The organism is Vibrio sp. 10N.247.311.14 (genome assembly GCF_041467715.1).
Taxonomy (GTDB): Bacteria; Pseudomonadota; Gammaproteobacteria; order Enterobacterales; family Vibrionaceae; genus Vibrio; species Vibrio crassostreae_C.
Genome location: NZ_JBFSVE010000060.1, coordinates 16,655 through 33,751, shown reverse-complemented (window position 1 = coordinate 33,751; position 17,097 = coordinate 16,655). Strand labels below are relative to the sequence as shown.

18 protein-coding genes are annotated in these 17,097 nt (G+C 45.0%); 17 read left to right on the top strand and 1 reads right to left on the bottom strand.

The window, feature by feature from the left end; translation table 11 throughout:
* Positions 1–147 precede the first annotated feature (147 nt).
* A complete protein-coding gene (suhB, locus tag AB6F11_RS18705; RefSeq protein WP_017062836.1) occupies positions 148–951 on the bottom strand; it encodes an inositol-1-monophosphatase in 804 nt (267 codons plus the stop codon).
* Positions 952–1,132: 181 nt separating this feature from the next.
* Here suhB and trmJ point away from each other — a divergent pair, with 181 nt between their 5' ends.
* The 17 genes from trmJ to bamB all read left to right on the top strand — a co-directional run bounded on the left by trmJ (position 1,133) and on the right by bamB (position 17,080).
* The gene (trmJ, locus tag AB6F11_RS18700; protein ID WP_017062835.1) at positions 1,133–1,861 is read left to right on the top strand and encodes a tRNA (cytosine(32)/uridine(32)-2'-O)-methyltransferase TrmJ; all 729 of its coding nucleotides are present in this window, start codon (positions 1,133–1,135) and stop codon (positions 1,859–1,861) included.
* Between the two features lie 116 nt (positions 1,862–1,977).
* On the top strand, positions 1,978–2,499 hold the full coding sequence (gene iscR / locus AB6F11_RS18695) for a Fe-S cluster assembly transcriptional regulator IscR (protein ID WP_010440512.1): 522 nt from the start codon (positions 1,978–1,980) through the stop codon (positions 2,497–2,499).
* A 27-nt stretch (positions 2,500–2,526) separates the two neighbouring features.
* On the top strand, positions 2,527–3,741 hold the full coding sequence (locus tag AB6F11_RS18690) for an IscS subfamily cysteine desulfurase (protein WP_010440514.1): 1,215 nt from the start codon (positions 2,527–2,529) through the stop codon (positions 3,739–3,741).
* Between the two features lie 33 nt (positions 3,742–3,774).
* Positions 3,775–4,152: a Fe-S cluster assembly scaffold IscU gene (gene iscU, locus AB6F11_RS18685; protein ID WP_004740340.1), complete on the top strand. Its 378-nt coding sequence runs from the start codon at positions 3,775–3,777 to the stop codon at positions 4,150–4,152.
* 97 nt (positions 4,153–4,249) lie between these two features.
* Positions 4,250–4,573: an iron-sulfur cluster assembly protein IscA gene (iscA, locus tag AB6F11_RS18680; RefSeq protein ID WP_010440519.1), complete on the top strand. Its 324-nt coding sequence runs from the start codon at positions 4,250–4,252 to the stop codon at positions 4,571–4,573.
* 84 nt (positions 4,574–4,657) lie between these two features.
* Complete coding sequence (gene hscB, locus AB6F11_RS18675) at positions 4,658–5,173, top strand: co-chaperone HscB (RefSeq protein ID WP_102394404.1); 516 nt, start codon at positions 4,658–4,660, stop codon at positions 5,171–5,173.
* 22 nt (positions 5,174–5,195) lie between these two features.
* Positions 5,196–7,046 carry a Fe-S protein assembly chaperone HscA gene (hscA, locus tag AB6F11_RS18670; protein WP_048658837.1) on the top strand — a complete coding sequence of 617 codons (1,851 nt, stop codon included), beginning with the start codon at positions 5,196–5,198 and terminating at the stop codon, positions 7,044–7,046.
* A 20-nt stretch (positions 7,047–7,066) separates the two neighbouring features.
* On the top strand, positions 7,067–7,405 hold the full coding sequence (fdx, locus tag AB6F11_RS18665) for an ISC system 2Fe-2S type ferredoxin (protein WP_010440525.1): 339 nt from the start codon (positions 7,067–7,069) through the stop codon (positions 7,403–7,405).
* 117 nt (positions 7,406–7,522) lie between these two features.
* The gene (iscX, locus tag AB6F11_RS18660; RefSeq protein ID WP_004740335.1) at positions 7,523–7,723 is read left to right on the top strand and encodes a Fe-S cluster assembly protein IscX; all 201 of its coding nucleotides are present in this window, start codon (positions 7,523–7,525) and stop codon (positions 7,721–7,723) included.
* 206 nt (positions 7,724–7,929) lie between these two features.
* Positions 7,930–9,225 carry an aminopeptidase PepB gene (gene pepB, locus AB6F11_RS18655; protein ID WP_102333717.1) on the top strand — a complete coding sequence of 432 codons (1,296 nt, stop codon included), beginning with the start codon at positions 7,930–7,932 and terminating at the stop codon, positions 9,223–9,225.
* 106 nt (positions 9,226–9,331) lie between these two features.
* Positions 9,332–9,766, top strand: coding sequence for a nucleoside-diphosphate kinase (ndk, locus tag AB6F11_RS18650; protein WP_016797173.1), 435 nt, complete (start codon positions 9,332–9,334; stop codon positions 9,764–9,766).
* Positions 9,767–10,207: 441 nt separating this feature from the next.
* Entirely contained in the window at positions 10,208–11,350 is a 1,143-nt protein-coding gene (locus AB6F11_RS18645) for a bifunctional tRNA (adenosine(37)-C2)-methyltransferase TrmG/ribosomal RNA large subunit methyltransferase RlmN (protein ID WP_017062516.1), read from the top strand.
* 440 nt (positions 11,351–11,790) lie between these two features.
* The gene (gene rodZ, locus AB6F11_RS18640) at positions 11,791–12,747 is read left to right on the top strand and encodes a cytoskeleton protein RodZ (RefSeq protein WP_017062515.1); all 957 of its coding nucleotides are present in this window, start codon (positions 11,791–11,793) and stop codon (positions 12,745–12,747) included.
* Between the two features lie 7 nt (positions 12,748–12,754).
* Positions 12,755–13,876 carry a flavodoxin-dependent (E)-4-hydroxy-3-methylbut-2-enyl-diphosphate synthase gene (gene ispG / locus AB6F11_RS18635; protein WP_009848294.1) on the top strand — a complete coding sequence of 374 codons (1,122 nt, stop codon included), beginning with the start codon at positions 12,755–12,757 and terminating at the stop codon, positions 13,874–13,876.
* Positions 13,877–13,946: 70 nt separating this feature from the next.
* On the top strand, positions 13,947–15,215 hold the full coding sequence (gene hisS, locus AB6F11_RS18630) for a histidine--tRNA ligase (RefSeq protein ID WP_102394405.1): 1,269 nt from the start codon (positions 13,947–13,949) through the stop codon (positions 15,213–15,215).
* A 79-nt stretch (positions 15,216–15,294) separates the two neighbouring features.
* Entirely contained in the window at positions 15,295–15,909 is a 615-nt protein-coding gene (locus AB6F11_RS18625) for a YfgM family protein (RefSeq protein WP_102394406.1), read from the top strand.
* A 10-nt stretch (positions 15,910–15,919) separates the two neighbouring features.
* Positions 15,920–17,080: an outer membrane protein assembly factor BamB gene (gene bamB, locus AB6F11_RS18620; RefSeq protein ID WP_017062512.1), complete on the top strand. Its 1,161-nt coding sequence runs from the start codon at positions 15,920–15,922 to the stop codon at positions 17,078–17,080.
* Positions 17,081–17,097 lie beyond the last annotated feature (17 nt).

The window sequence follows — 17,097 nt, the reverse complement described above, 5'->3', positions numbered from 1 at the left end:
CGTATCTCGTATCTCGTATCTCGTATCTCGTATCTCGTATCTCGTATCTCGTATCGCAGATACAAAAAAGCCTCGCTATAGCTATATAGCGAGGCTTTGGAATTTTTATGCGCCCTTAAAAGAGGGAGCGTTAACGTAAGGTCTGAATTACTTCAGCATACCTTCGTTAGCGTTCTCACGAACGTGCTTAAGAATAGACTTAACACCACGTGCGCTTGAAGCAACAACATTACCAGAAGTCATGTAATCAGTACCGCCAGCAAAGTCAGTCATGATAGCACCAGCTTCACGAGCGATTAGATCGCCAGCTGCTAGATCCCATGGCTTAAGGCCAAGTTCTAGGTAACCATCAACACGGCCAGCTGCTAGGTAACATAGGTCAAGAGCAGGAGAACCTGTACGACGGAAATCAGCACAGTCGATGAATAGACCAGAGATGATCTTCATGAAAGATTCAGAGTGTTGTTTTTGCTTGAATGGGAAACCAGTCGCTAGAACAGTACCTTGAAGGTCTTTTAGTTGAGTAACACGCATACGAGCGTTGTTAAGTTGAGCGCCAGCGCCACGTTGAGCTGTGAATAGCTCGTTTAGCATTGGGTCATAAACACAAGCAACTTCTGTACGACCGTTCATGCGAACAGCGATAGATACAGAGAAGTGAGGGAAACCTTTTACAAAGTTGTTGGTGCCATCCAGTGGGTCAACGATCCATTGTACATCAGAGTCTTTACCTTCAGTCAGGCCTTTCTCTTCAGAAATAATGCTGTGCTCTGGGTAAGATGCTTTGATTGTCTCAATGATCATGTACTCAGCTTCTTGAGCAATGTTAGTAACGTAATCGTTGTTACCTTTTAGAGACGATTCGATCTTATCAGTTGTTTCTAGAGATTTAGCAATATGGTTGCCAGCTTTACGCGCAGCGCGTATCGCAATGTTTAGCATTGGATGCATATGGTTTTTCCCACAAGATGTTAAAGAACAATTTAAAGCGGCGGCGAGTATACCAAAGTTTTACCAAAAGGGAAGTGGTTATTTTTTGAACTCTTGGTTTCACATTACGCGAAGGGTCTGACCATTTTACTTTGCTATGTGTTAATATCTCGCGATTATTTTTAAAGTGGTGTCATATAGCATGTTAGACAATGTAAAAGTCGTTCTGGTTGGTACGTCTCATTCGGGAAATATCGGATCAGCAGCTCGCGCAATGAAAGTGATGGGTTTGAGTCAATTAGTTCTTGTAGACCCTCAATGTGAAGTTGACGAGCAGACCTTAGCACTGGCTGCGGGTGCAGGTGACATCGCAGAAAACGCGACCATCGTTTCTACATTAGACGAAGCCGTAAAAGACTGTGGTTTAGTGGTTGGTTCGAGTGCACGTTCACGTACGCTTGAATGGCCAATGCTTGAGCCTCGTGAGTGTGGACAAAAGTTTGCGATTGAAGGTCAAAAGCACCCAGTCGCATTAGTGTTCGGCCGTGAACGTACTGGCTTGACTAACGATGAGCTTCAGAAGTGCCACTTCCATGTATGTATCCCAGCTAACCCTGAATACAGCTCGCTAAACCTAGCAATGGCAGTGCAGACTCTGAGCTACGAAGTGCGTGTAGCTCACCTTGATATGGTCGCTAGCCAATATCAGCCACAGCAACAAGATGAGTACCCTCGTCACGAAGAACTAGAAATGTTCTATGAGCACCTTGAAAAAGTGATCATTGATACCCAATTTATCTCTAAGGATAAGCCAGGTCAGGTGATGAATAAACTACGTCGTCTGTTCAGTCGAGCTCGTCCAGAGTTGCAAGAGATCAACACTCTACGCGGCATTTTGACTTCAATTGAGAAGAGCAAAAACGACAAATAAAAACCACACAAACCCTAAGGGTGAATACTTGACTAAAATAGTCAACTAAATACTTGACCAATTTAGTCAGGTATGGGAAGATTCCAACCACATAAACAATGTGGATTCGGTGTGATATGAAACTTACATCTAAAGGAAGATATGCGGTAACAGCTATGCTAGATGTAGCACTGCATTCGCAAAAAAGCCCAGTTCCTCTGGCTGATATTTCAGAGCGACAGGGCATCTCATTATCTTACTTAGAACAGCTATTTTCTAAGTTACGTAAAGCTGGCTTAGTTGCTAGTGTTCGTGGTCCTGGCGGTGGTTACCGTTTAGGTGCTGAAGCGAGCGACATCGCTGTCGGAACTGTAATTGCTGCAGTAGACGAATCAGTTGATGCAACTAAGTGTCACGGTCGAGCAGATTGCCAAGGTGGTAGTCGTTGTTTAACTCACACTCTTTGGCGTGATTTAAGCTCCCGAATCAGCAGCTTCTTAAATGACATTACGCTCGGTGAGCTAATGAAAGATAACGAAGTTTTAGAGATTTCTGATCGTCAAGATATCGATCTTGCGGTTAATAATGGTTTTGCACATAAAAATACGAGCACTACAACGATTAGTGCAGCACCTCACGGTGTTAATGCCCGCTCTTAGCGGTCAGTTTTTACATTGGAGTAGAAAATGAAACTGCCTATTTACTTTGACTATTCAGCTACATGCCCAGTCGATCCACGTGTTGCTGAAAAAATGGTTCAGTGCATGACGATGGACGGTAACTTCGGTAACCCTGCATCTCGTTCACACCGTTACGGCTGGCAGGCAGAAGAATCAGTAGATAATGCTCGTGAGCAAATTGCCGATCTACTAAATGCAGACCCACGTGAGATTGTTTTCACGTCAGGTGCTACAGAGTCAGACAACCTTGCTATCAAAGGTGCAGCGCACTTTTACGAGAAGAAAGGTAAGCACGTAATCACGTGTAAAACAGAACATAAAGCGGTTCTTGATCCATGTCGCCAACTAGAGCGTGAAGGTTTTGAGGTGACTTACCTTGAGCCTGAAGCAAACGGCATCATTGATTTAGACAAGCTACAAGCAGCAATGCGTGAAGATACGGTTCTTGTTTCTATCATGCACGTAAACAACGAGATTGGTGTAATCCAAGATATCTCTGCAATCGGCGAATTATGTCGTTCACGCAAGATCATCTTCCACGTTGATGCGGCTCAGTCTGCGGGTAAAATCCCACTAGATGTAAAAGAGATGAAAGTTGACCTTATCTCTCTTTCTGCACACAAAGCATACGGCCCTAAAGGCATTGGTGCTTTGTACGTTCGTCGTAAGCCACGTATTCGTCTTGAAGCACAGATGCACGGTGGAGGTCACGAACGTGGTTTCCGTTCTGGTACGCTTGCTACTCACCAAATCGTGGGTATGGGTGAAGCTTTTGCTGTCGCTAAACAAGACATGCAGAAAGATTATGACCACGCACTAGCACTTCGCGAGCGTCTATTGAAAGGGGTTCAAGATCTAGAAGCAGTAACGGTAAATGGCGACTTAGATCAACGTGTACCACATAACCTAAACGTGAGCTTTGCTTTCGTTGAAGGTGAATCTCTGCTTATGTCTTTAAAAGACTTAGCGGTATCATCAGGTTCTGCATGTACATCAGCGAGTCTTGAGCCTTCATACGTTTTACGCGCTCTTGGCTTAAACGATGAACTGGCACACAGCTCAGTACGTTTTTCATTCGGCCGTTTCACTACGGAAGAAGAAATCGACTACGCGATTGCACAAATCCGTGTAGCAGTAAATAAATTACGCGACATGTCTCCTCTATGGGATATGTATAAAGAAGGGATTGATTTGAACACTGTTGAGTGGGCTCATCACTAATCTCACGGAAATAGAGGATTCGAGGTAACTATCATGGCATATAGCGAAAAAGTAATTGATCACTACGAAAACCCACGTAACGTAGGTTCGTTTGATAAAGAAGATCCAAGTGTAGGTAGCGGCATGGTTGGCGCACCAGCTTGTGGTGACGTAATGAAACTGCAAATCAAGGTAACGCCAGAAGGCATTATCGAAGATGCAAAATTCAAAACTTACGGTTGCGGCAGCGCAATCGCTTCTAGCTCACTAGTAACTGAGTGGGTTAAAGGCAAAAGTATTGATGAAGCGGCAGCTATCAAAAACTCTGAAATCGCAGAAGAGCTAGAGTTGCCACCAGTGAAAGTTCACTGTTCAATTCTTGCTGAAGATGCAATCAAAGCAGCTGTTGCGGATTACAAAAAGAAGCGTTAATCGTCTCATTAAGTAATCACAAAAAATAAGCAATATTTGGGAGCATCCTTTGTGCTCCCCCTGAGTTCTCAATTTATATAAAACACAAGGTTGTAGTATGGCCATCACCATGACAGATACGGCAGCAAGCCGAGTTCAAGCTTTCCTAGATAACCGAGGTAAAGGTATCGGGTTACGCTTAGCGGTAAAAACGACTGGCTGTTCGGGTATGGCGTATGTACTAGAATTCGTTGACGAGCTTAACGAAGAAGACGAAGTGTTCGAGCATTCAGGTGTTAAGGTCATTATTGATCCAAAGAGCCTAGTTTACCTAGACGGAACTGAGCTTGATTACGTAAAAGAAGGCCTAAACGAAGGTTTTGAATTCAACAACCCTAACGCGAAAGGCGAATGTGGTTGTGGTGAGAGCTTCAACGTATAAACGCTTCAATCGTTAAGCGTTTATAGTGAGCGAAGAATAAAATTAGGCTCTGATTGAAGAGCCTAAACTTAGGACCACCGTTACATGAATCATTTCGAATTATTTGGGCTACCACTTCAGTTTCAACTGGATGGTAGCCTTCTTTCTTCTCAGTTTAGAGATCTGCAACGCCAATTCCACCCTGATAAATTTGCCACTGCTTCTGAGCGTGATCGCCTGCTAGCCGTGCAAAAAGCTGCGCAAATCAATGATGCGTATCAGGTATTGAAGAATCCAATCAGCCGAGCTGAATACCTGTTAGTGCAACATGGTGAGGATATTCGTGGTGAACAGCAGACCCTGCAAGATCCTATGTTCCTAATGGAGCAAATGGAATTGCGTGAAGAGCTTGAAGATATCGCCGACAGTTCTGAACCTGAAGATGCTTTGTTTGCATTTGAAGGAAAGGTTAGCAAAATGTATAAACAACAATTAAGCGCTATCCAACAAGAACTCGACAGTGAGGCTTGGCTAGAAGGTGCAGACCGAGTAAGAAAGCTTAAGTTTATTGCAAAATTAAAGAATGAAATCGAGTTAGTTGAAGATCGTCTGATCGGCTAGTTCGTATAACAAGGACACATCCATGGCACTACTTCAGATTGCAGAACCAGGGCAAAGCGCCGCTCCTCATCAGCACAAGCTTGCTGTGGGTATTGATTTAGGTACAACAAACTCATTGGTTGCGGCAGTGCGCAGTGGTGAGGCGAGCACACTGATTGATCAACAGGGTCGCAGTATTCTTCCTTCCGTTGTTCACTATACGTCAGAGTCATACACGACTGGTGATGAAGCTCGTGCAAATGCACAGACTGATCCTAAAAATACCATTATCTCAGTTAAGCGACTAATCGGTCGCTCACTGTCAGATATTCAACAGCGATACCCATCTCTGCCATATCAATTTGAAGAAAGTGATAATGGTTTGCCTGTGATTCGCACAGAGCAAGGTAACAAAAACCCAATTCAAGTATCTGCAGACATTCTGCGAGCGCTAGGTCAACGTGCTGAGTCAACACTTGGTGGCGAGTTATCTGGTGCTGTTATTACCGTTCCTGCTTACTTTGATGATGCACAGCGTGCGGGTACGAAAGACGCGGCGCAACTTGCTGGTCTTCACGTGTTACGTCTTCTTAATGAGCCGACTGCCGCTGCGATTGCTTACGGTTTGGATTCAGGTAAAGAAGGGGTAATTGCTGTTTATGACTTAGGTGGTGGTACGTTTGATATCTCTATCCTACGCCTATCTAAAGGTGTCTTCGAAGTTCTAGCTACGGGCGGTGACTCTGCATTAGGCGGCGACGACTTTGACCATTTAGTTGCGGATCATTTCCAAGAGCAAATGGGCTTATCGGAGCTAACTGCAGAGCAGAACCGTATTCTTCTAGACGCCGCAACAGAAGCGAAGATTGGCTTATCTGAAGCTGAAAGCGTTGAGGTTGAAGTACTAGGTTGGTCTGGTTCATTAACTCGTGAAGAGTTTGAAGAGATCATCAAACCGCTCGTTAAGAAAACACTGCTTTCATGCCGTCGTGCACTAAAAGATGCGGAAGTTGATGCAGATGAAGTTCTAGAAGTCGTGATGGTCGGCGGTTCAACTCGCACATTACTTGTACGTGAAATGGTCGGTGACTTCTTTGGTCGTACGCCACTAACCAGCATTAACCCTGATGAAGTGGTTGCAATTGGCGCATCGATTCAAGCGGATATCTTAGTCGGTAATAAGCCTGACTCTGAGATGCTGCTATTGGACGTTATCCCTCTGTCTCTTGGCATCGAAACCATGGGCGGTTTGGTCGAAAAGATCATCCCTCGAAACACCACGATCCCAGTGGCTCGCGCACAAGAATTTACCACGTTCAAAGACGGTCAAACTGCTATGACAGTGCACACCGTACAAGGTGAACGCGAAATGGTTGATGACTGTCGTTCACTGGCTCGATTTGCTTTGAAAGGCATCCCGCCGATGACTGCAGGTGCTGCTCATATTCGTGTGACTTACCAAGTGGATGCTGATGGCCTGCTATCGGTTACCGCAATGGAGAAGAGCACAGGCGTTCAAGCTGAAATCCAAGTTAAGCCCTCTTACGGTCTAAGCGATAACGAAGTGGCTAGCATGCTGAAAGATTCGATGACTTTTGCAAAAGAAGACATGCAAGCGCGTGCTCTTGCTGAGCAACGCGTAGAAGCGGATCGCGTTATTGAAGGCCTAATTGCTGCAATGCAAGCCGATGGCGATGAGTTACTTGATGAGCAAGGCAAACAACAACTTGTTCAAGCGATTGAAGCACTGATTGAAGTGCGCAATGGCGATAATGCCGATGCGATTGAACTAGAAATTAAGAATACCGACAAAGCGAGCCAAGACTTTGCTTCTCGTCGTATGGATAAATCAATTCGTGCTGCACTGTCAGGTCAGTCAGTCGATAATATTTAATAGTTAGAGAATAGATAAACATGCCAAAGATTATTGTTTTACCTCACGAAGATCTATGTCCAGAAGGCGCTGTTTTAGAAGCAAAAACTGGTGAGACGGTTCTTGATGTTGCATTGAAGGCCGGTATTGGTATTGAACACGCATGTGAAAAATCGTGTGCATGTACGACATGTCACGTTGTGATTCGTGAAGGTTTTGATTCTTTAGAAGAGAGTGATGACCTAGAAGACGACATGCTAGATAAAGCATGGGGCTTAGAGATGGAATCTCGCCTTGGCTGCCAAGCAAAAGTGGCTGATACGGATCTTGTTGTAGAGATTCCAAAGTACACATTGAACCTAGCGTCTGAAGATCACTAAGAACTTCTCTACAGTCATGGTGGTTTCGCCATGACTGAAATAACGGTTTAAAAAAACTGGCCTAGAATATAGATCATAAAGGTGACAGAGCGTCGCTAATAAATATAAGGAAGTGTTATGAGCTTGAAGTGGATTGATTCGCGAGACATCGCAATTGAGCTATGTGATTTGTACCCTGATACTGATCCTAAAACGGTACGTTTTACCGATCTGCATCAATGGGTGCTAGACCTTGAAGAGTTCGACGACGAGCCTAACCACTCGAATGAGAAAATCTTAGAGGCTATTATTTTGTGCTGGATGGATGAGATGGATTAATCCTCTTGTCTAATGATTTGGTCGCGGGTTGGTATCAGTCCAATATAAAACGCAGCCAAGTTAACAATTCTTACTAAAAAAAGCGGACCTTATGGTCCGTTTTTTTATCAAAATGACATTTTCCTCCTACATAATGCTAACATCAGTGAGCTAATAAAAAATAATCAGAATCACACTCTCGAAGTGGTTCATGACAAGGAGAAATCATGTCTACACAGATGTCAGTATTTTTAAGTCAAGAAGCTGCCCAGCCTCAGTGGGGAGCAAGAGCTATTTTATCGTTCTCAGAAGCGGGAGCGACAATTCACATTGGTGAAGGCCACGATCTAGGCGCAGTTCAACGTGCGGGTCGTACGCTTGACGGACAAGGTATCGCATTCGTTTCACTTCGTGGTGAAGGTTGGGATCTAGAAAGCGTTTGGGCTTTTTACCAAGGCTACCGTGGACCAAAGAAAAAGAATGCATTGGAATGGGATGCACTTTCAGAAGCCGACCAAGCTGAGCTAGAAGCTCGCATCCGTGCTACTGATTGGACGCGTGACATTATCAACAAAACGGCTGAAGAAGTGGCACCTCGTCAACTTGCGACAATGGCTGCTGAATACATCAAATCAGTGGCGCCAGCGGGCACAGTAAAAGCAAAAATCGTTAAAGACAAAGATCTCCTAACTGAAGGTTGGGAAGGCATCTACGCGGTAGGTCGTGGCTCTGAGCGTACATCAGCAATGCTGCAACTGGACTTCAACCCAACAGGCGATGAAAACGCACCTGTATTTGCCTGTTTAGTCGGTAAAGGTATTACGTTCGATTCGGGCGGTTACAGTATCAAGCCAGGCCAATTCATGACAGCGATGAAAGCTGACATGGGTGGCGCAGCAACGATTACTGGTGGTTTAGGTCTTGCGATTGAACGCGGTCTTAACAAGCGCATCAAGCTTATTCTATGTTGCGCAGAGAACATGATCTCTGGTCGCGCATTGAAGCTTGGCGATATCATTACCTACAAAAACGGTAAAACAGTTGAGATCATGAACACTGATGCGGAAGGTCGCTTAGTGCTAGCTGATGGCCTGATGTACGCAAGTGCACAAAGCCCTGAGCTGATCATCGACTGTGCAACGCTAACAGGCGCGGCTAAAAACGCATTAGGTAACGACTACCACGCACTATTAAGCTTCGATGATGAGTTGTCTCACCAAGCGCTAACAGCGGCAAACCAAGAGAAAGAAGGCTTATGGCCACTGCCTCTTGCTGATTTCCACCGTGGTATGTTGCCTTCAAACTTTGCTGATCTTTCAAACATCAGCACAGGCGATTACACACCGGGTGCAAGTACAGCAGCGGCATTCCTTTCTTACTTTGTAGATGATTACAAAAAAGGTTGGATTCATATGGATTGCGCGGGTACTTACCGTAAGTCAGCAAGTGACAAGTGGGCGGCAGGCGCAACGGGTATGGGCGTTCGCACACTGGCTCGTCTTCTTATCGACCAAGCAAAATAATAATAAGGGTGAGCGGTATTTTGTGCCGCTCATTCATAAAGCTCAGATCGAAAGATCTCAGTAATTTCAGTATTTAATAACAAAAAAATGAAGTGAAGGAATCCCTATGGCTCTAGAAAGAACGTTCTCAATTGTTAAGCCGGATGCAGTTAAGCGTAACCTTGTTGGTGAAATCTACCACCGTATCGAAAAAGCAGGCCTAGAAATTATTGCTGCTAAAATGGTTCGTCTTACTGAAGAGCAAGCGAGTGGCTTCTACGCTGAACATGAAGGCAAAGAGTTCTTCCCAGCTCTTAAAGAGTTTATGACTTCTGGTCCTATCATGGTTCAAGTGCTTGAAGGCGAAAACGCTATCGCTCGTTACCGTGAACTTATGGGTAAAACAAACCCAGAAGAAGCGGCATGCGGTACTATCCGTGCTGACTACGCAATCAGCATGCGTTACAACTCAGTTCACGGCAGCGACAGCCCTGAGTCTGCAGCTCGCGAAATCGAATTCTTCTTCCCAGAATCTGAAATTTGCCCACGCCCAGCTCAATAATCGGCACTGCAAATTATTCTAAAGGCTTCACTTCGGTGAGGCCTTTTTTGTAAGTGGATTTTACGCTCTCGATAATCAATTTAGTCGTCATTCTCGAAAGCGACGAAGGAGCGTAATCGGGAATCTGTTTTTGTTATTGGAGATTCCAGATACTTCGTTCCTCAGTTCTGGAATGACGGGGAACTTTGGAGCAACCATCTCGTGGTAAATATTATCGAGCAATTGGTGATTATTTACGTCATTCCCGAAAGCGACGAAGGAGTGTAATCGGGAATCTTTGTTTAAATTGGGTAATCTCAGGCCGATAAATACAATTGTTCAAATTTTAATCGCTTAAGTTTGAATGTCTTAATAAACACAGGGTTTTACAATGCTTGTTGAAGTTGCGTAAAGCCTGTACAATTCGCGCCCTTAATTATTGTTCCGTCATTGAGAGGCATCATGACCACAGCTAAAGTCAATCTACTCGATTTTGATCGTAAAGGTCTTCGTAAATTTTTCACAGAAGAACTGAATGAGAAAGCGTTTCGAGCAGAGCAAGTGATGAAGTGGATTTATCACTTCGGTGTCGATGACTTCGAACAAATGAATAACATCAACAAAAAGTTACGTGAGAAACTTCAACGTCGCTGTGAGATTGTTGCACCTGTTGTTTCTGAAGCTCAACACTCTTCAGATGGCACAATTAAATGGGCGATGAGCGTTGGCGACCAAGACGTTGAAACGGTATACATCCCAGATGGTGACCGTGCGACGCTATGTGTATCTTCACAGGTTGGTTGTGCACTTGAATGTAAGTTCTGTTCTACAGCTCAACAAGGCTTCAACCGTAACCTAAAAGTTTCAGAGATTGTTGGCCAAATCTGGCGTGCATCTCGCGAAATCGGCCTAGAAAAAGAAACCGGTCGTCGTCCAATTACTAACGTTGTAATGATGGGTATGGGCGAGCCTCTATTGAACATGAAGAACCTAATGCCATCATTAGAAATCATGCTTGATGATCTAGGTTTCGCACTGTCTAAGCGTCGTGTAACCGTATCAACTTCTGGTGTTGTTTCTGGCCTTGACCAAATGACAGACAACATCGATGTCGCATTGGCTATTTCTCTACATGCGCCAAACGATGCACTACGTAGCCAAATCATGCCGATCAACGACCGTTGGGATATCCAAGACTTCCTAGCATCTGTTCGTCGTTACATTGCATCTTCAAATGCTAACCGCGGTAAAGTAACGGTTGAGTACGTGTTATTGGATCATGTGAATGATGATATGGACCACGCACGTGAACTTGCTGAGCTAATGAAAGAGACGCCTTGTAAGATCAACTTGATTCCATTCAACCCTTACCCGGGGTCGCCTTATAAGAAGCCAAGCAACTCTCGTATTGATCGCTTCCAAAAAACGCTGATGGAATACAACTACACAGTAACCGTTCGTAAGACTCGTGGTGATGATATTGATGCCGCGTGTGGTCAGTTAGTCGGTGATGTGATTGATAGAACCAAGCGTACTAAAATGCTTAAAGCAGCCTCTGAAGCGAACTTGATTGCCGGTGGTGTGATTGAAGTAAAAGCGGTATAAAACGCGATTAGAACCTAAACAAGCCAGAAGTCTTACTTCTGGCTTGTTGCTTTTCTGGGGTGCAGTTTTTGATTTTTTGGACTTCTTGCCCACGCTTTCTTACATTTTTCGTCAAATTTTGGACAAAACCATGAGCTGACGGTAAATTTTGTTTAAAGTATTTTTGCCTTGTAATGGCATTAGCTTATGATTAACTAATCTTAAATTAATTTAAGTGCTCGCTTGCTACTGATCATCAATATGTCTATTTAGGTTGGCTACTTGATAAACTAGCTTCCTGAGAAGGTCATCCATAATAAATGAATGATGTTCGCCTTTAAGGGTTGATGATTTAGATAGCAGGAAAAATTCCACATAACGTGGGTTGTTAAATTGAGCTTAAACGACAATAAGAAAACGCTCTCCTCAACCTGCGATAATACTTTAGAAGTTCACTCTCTATGAACACAGAACAAGATACACAAGCGCAAGAAAACGTAGCTCCAGCTTTGGAAGCGGGAACGCTGCTTAAGAACAAACGAGAATCTCTTGGTTTAACGCAAAAGCAGATTTCTGATCGCTTGAAACTTCGCGTTACTCTGATCCAACAAATTGAAGAAAACCAATTCGAGTCAGATCAAGTGGCGACGTTTATGCGTGGCTATATTCGTTCATACGCGAAATACGTCAATCTTGACGAAAAAGTCGTATTGAGTGCGCTGCATCATGCCGGTGATGCTCAGCATCAAGAGCAAGAAATGCTGAGTTTTTCTCGTAAGACCAAAACCGAGAAGCACAACAGCCGTATTATGATCCTGACTTGGAGTATTTTTGCGGTCATTGCGGGTATCTCCTCACTTTGGTGGTGGCAGAACCAACAACAAGACACCCTATCTCAATCTTTAGCGAATACTGAAAGCTCAGAAGAGCTAGCGGTAGAAGAATCACTTGCCCCTGAATTCACCTCTTTAGAAGTGATTGAAGCTGAACAAAACGAAGCGGGTGCTTCTGTTGTTGAAGGTGCTGAAGGCCTTGCTGCGATAAGCGATGCGGAAGAAAGTTCAGATGCTGTTACTCCAGCTGACGAAACTTCTGCACAACAAACAACAGAGACTGAACCAACTGCTGAAGCTGCTGCGAATGCAGAAACGGTTGAAGCTAGCACGGCTCCTGAAGCTGTGGCTAACGAACTAGTGATGCAGTTCACCGCTGATTGCTGGATCCAAGTAAAAGATGCAACGGGTAAAACCTTGTCGACTGGCATCAAAAAAGCAGGTCAGTCGTTAAATCTATCAGGAACTGCGCCATATAAAGTGATTCTAGGTGCGCCAGAAGGCGTATCAATGACATTTGCAAGTGAACCTGTCGACCTTTCTGGGTATACTTCAGGCAAAGTAGCTAGAATAACCTTACCTTAGAGTTAATATGCAACACGAATCTCCTATTATTCGTCGCAAATCAACCCGTATTTATGTGGGTGATGTGCCGATCGGTGATGGTGCACCAATTGCTGTGCAATCCATGACCAACACAAGAACAACAGATGTAGCCGCGACCGTTGCTCAAATTAGAGCTCTGGAAAAAGTTGGCGCTGATATCGTTCGCGTATCTGTACCGACTATGGATGCAGCTGAAGCCTTTAAGCTAATCAAGCAGCAGGTCTCTGTTCCTTTGGTTGCTGATATTCACTTCGACTACCGTATCGCACTTAAAGTGGCGGAATACGGCGTTGACTGTCTGCGTATCAACCCAGGTAACATCGGTAACGAAAGCCGTATCCGCTCAGTTGTTGATTGTGCACGTGATATGAATATTCCGATTCGTATTGGTGTTAACGGCGGTTCTCTTGAGAAAGAGATCCAAGAGAAATACACAGAACCTACAGCAGAAGCGCTTGTTGAATCAGCAATGCGTCATGTAGATATCCTAGACCGTCTGAACTTTGATCAATTCAAAGTCAGCGTGAAGGCTTCTGATGTATTCCTTGCTGTCGGTTCTTACCGTTTGCTGGCTAAGCAGATTGATCAACCTCTCCACCTTGGTATTACCGAAGCGGGTGGTGCGCGTGCAGGCTCTGTGAAGTCAGCAGTAGGATTAGGTATGCTTCTTTCTGAAGGTATCGGCGATACGCTGCGTATCTCGCTAGCGGCTGATCCTGTTGAAGAGATCAAAGTTGGCTTTGATATTCTTAAATCTTTGCGCATTCGTTCGCGTGGCATTAACTTCATTGCGTGCCCAAGCTGTTCTCGTCAAGAGTTCGATGTTATTAACACCGTTAATGCCCTTGAAGAACGCCTAGAAGACGTGATTACTCCAATGGATGTGTCAATCATCGGTTGTGTGGTTAACGGCCCTGGTGAAGCTGAAGTGTCTCACTTAGGTTTAGCCGGTAGTGCTCGTAAGAGTGCCTTCTACGAAGACGGTAAGCGTCAGAAAGAGCGCTTCGACAACGATGACCTTGTCGACAAACTTGAAGCTAAGATTCGTGCAAAAGCGTCAGTGCTTGATAAAGCAAATCGCATTGATGTAGAAAACTTAGAAGATTAATACAACGCGATGGGGTGTGACTGTCTATTCGCACTAACATCTGGTCGTGAGAAATTACGGAATAAATACTGTGGCTAAAAATATCCAAGCAATTCGAGGCATGAACGACTGCCTTCCAACTCAATCACCACTGTGGCAGAAAGTAGAAAGCGCAGTTAAAAACGTGGTGAGCGCATACGGTTACAACGAAGTACGTATGCCTATCGTTGAAGAAACAAACCTATTTAGCCGTGCAGTTGGTGAAGAAACTGACGTTGTTTCAAAAGAGATGTACACCTTTGACGACCGCAATGGCGATAGCCTAACGCTGCGTCCAGAAGGCACAGCTGGTTGTGTACGTTCATGTATTCAAAATAGCCTTATCAACCGTGATGAACAGCGCCTATGGTACATGGGCCCTATGTTCCGTCACGAGCGTCCTCAAAAAGGTCGTTACCGTCAATTCCACCAATGTGGTGTTGAAGTGTTTGGCCTAGACGGTCCAGACGTTGACGCAGAACTTATCATGATGACAGCGCGTCTATGGCGTGAGCTAGGCATCGATAAGCACGTTCGCCTAGAGCTGAACTCAATCGGTTCTCAAGAAGATCGCGTAAGCTACCGCACTGCGTTAGTGGCTTTCCTTGAGCAACACATTGATGTGCTTGACGAAGACTGCAAACGTCGCATGCACACTAACCCTCTACGTGTACTTGATACTAAGAACCCTGATGTTCAAGCTATCTTAGGTGACGCACCTCGACTATCTGAATATCTAGGTGATGAATCGAAGCAACATTTTGCTGGTTTGTGTGAACTTCTTGACGCTGTTGGTATCGAATACCAAGTTAATGAGCGTCTAGTACGTGGCCTAGATTACTACAACCGCACCGTATTTGAGTGGATCACAGACAGCCTTGGTGCTCAAGGTACCGTATGTGGCGGCGGTCGTTACGATGGTCTTGTTGAGCAACTAGGCGGCAAAGCAACCAATGCAGTTGGCTTCGCAATGGGTCTAGAGCGTTTGGTTCTTATGATGGAAACGCTAGAGCTAACAGAAGTTCGTCGTAGCGTTGATGTATACGTAGTTGCTGCTGGCGAAGGTACTATGATCGCGGGCATGCAGTTAGCGAATCAGTTACGCGACACCGTTGAAGGCGTGCGTGTAATGAACCACTTCGGTGGTGGTAACTTCAAGAAGCAATTCAAACGTGCTGACAAAGTAGGTGCTGTTGTGGCGCTGGTACTTGGTGAGAACGAAGTTGCTGACAATACAGTTGTGCTAAAAGATCTGGTTGGCGGCGAGCAAGAAACCGTGTCTCAAACGGAAGTTGCAGAGAAAGTTGCTGCGCTAATCTAATTAGCCATTGAGCAAACGCTCATAATGAATACTAACGTCAGCACTATGCTGGCGTTTAAAGAATTAAAGAGGACAGGAAGTGGAACTTTACGATAGCGAAGAGCAACAAGTTGAAGCCATTAAAGATTGGTGGAAAGAGAACGGTAAAGCCGTAATCTTTGGTGCGGTTATTGGTTTAGGTGGTCTATTTGGCTGGCGCTATTACCAAGATTCAGTAGTTGAAGCGCGTGAAGCAGCTTCGGAAGGCTACACCTCTGTAATTTCAGCTCTTGATACTAAGGGCGTTGATGCTCAATCTGATATTCAAGCTTTCATCGACGCAAACAAAGATGCTGAGTACTCAGTACTTGCTGCTATGCAACTAGCAAAAGTACAAGTACAAGCAGGCGATCTAGCGGCGGCACTTGAACAGCTCGAGTGGGCAAAATCGGCAACTAAGGACGCGGCACTTGCGCCACTACTTACTTACCGTGTTGCACGTATTAAAGCTGAGCAAGGTGAATTTGACGCAGCACTGACTGATCTTGCTGCTATGACAGACGAATCTTGGAAAGGCCGTGTTGCTGAACTGCGTGGTGATATCTCACTTCGTAAAGGCGACACAGACGCAGCATACAGTGCTTACACAGAAGCACAGCAAGCTGTTGACGCTAGCCAAACGCTTCAAATCAAACTTGACGACCTAGCTAAATAAGGCGCTTTGAATGAAGAAGATGTTTCCAAAAGCGGCGTTGTGTGCGATTGCTCTTGGCCTACTAGCTGGCTGTGCGGGTGAAGAAGACACCGTAATCATGGCTCCAGTCCCAACGGTAAACAGCGAGTTCACTCCTAGTCAGGAATGGTCTACGTCGGTTGGTGATGGTGTTGGTCACTACTTTTCAAAACTAACGCCAGAATTGGCTTACGACAAAGTGTTTGTTGCAAGCCGTGAAGGTATGGTTAAAGCGCTTGATCCTGATACAGGTAAAGCGCTGTGGAAAGTCGATCTTGAGAAAGACGTATTGGCTCGTTTATCGGGTGGCTTAACGGCGGCTTACGGTAAAGTTTTTGTTGGTTCTGAAAATGGCGAAGTGATCGCACTGGAAGAATCGACCGGTGAAGAGCTGTGGCGTGTATCAGTCAATGGCGAGGTGCTTGCATCCCCAGCAACTGATAGCAACATGGTCATTGTTCATACCAGTCGCGGTATGTTGATCGCGTTAGATCAAGCAAGCGGTGAACAAAAATGGACCATCAGTACGGAAGTACCAAGCCTAACACTGCGTGGCGATAGCTCGCCTGTTGCAGTTTCTGGTGGTGTATTCTGGGGTACAGCAAATGGTCGTCTAGCTGCGGCTATCGTTGATCGTGGTCAGCTTATTTGGCAACAGCCAGTAGGCACACCAAAAGGTGCAACGGAAATTGATCGTTTGGTTGATGTTGATGCATCTCCAATTGTTCTTGGTGGCACCCTGTATACCGTAGGTATCAATGGTCAGCTGATTGCTATCGACCTTCGTTCTGGTAAGCCAATTTGGAAACGTAACTACTCATCAGCGATTGATTTAGCAAGTGATGGTAGCCGTTTGTTCGTTGTTACCGACAAAGACCATGTGGTTGCGGTTGATGCGCGTAGTGGTACTGAACTGTGGAGCACTCCATTGTTAGAAAACCGCTTACTGACAGCACCTGCTATTATTAATGGTTATGTAGTCGTGGGTGATACTGAAGGTTATCTGCACTGGTTGGATCGTTCATCGGGTGAGTTTGTTGCTCAACAGCTTGTCGATGATAGCGGCTTTGCGGTTGCACCAATTGAACTGCCTGAAGGCTACTTAGTGACGACTCGCAATGGCGATGTAAAGAAACTAACGATTAGCCAATAAAAGCGTGATATAATTCA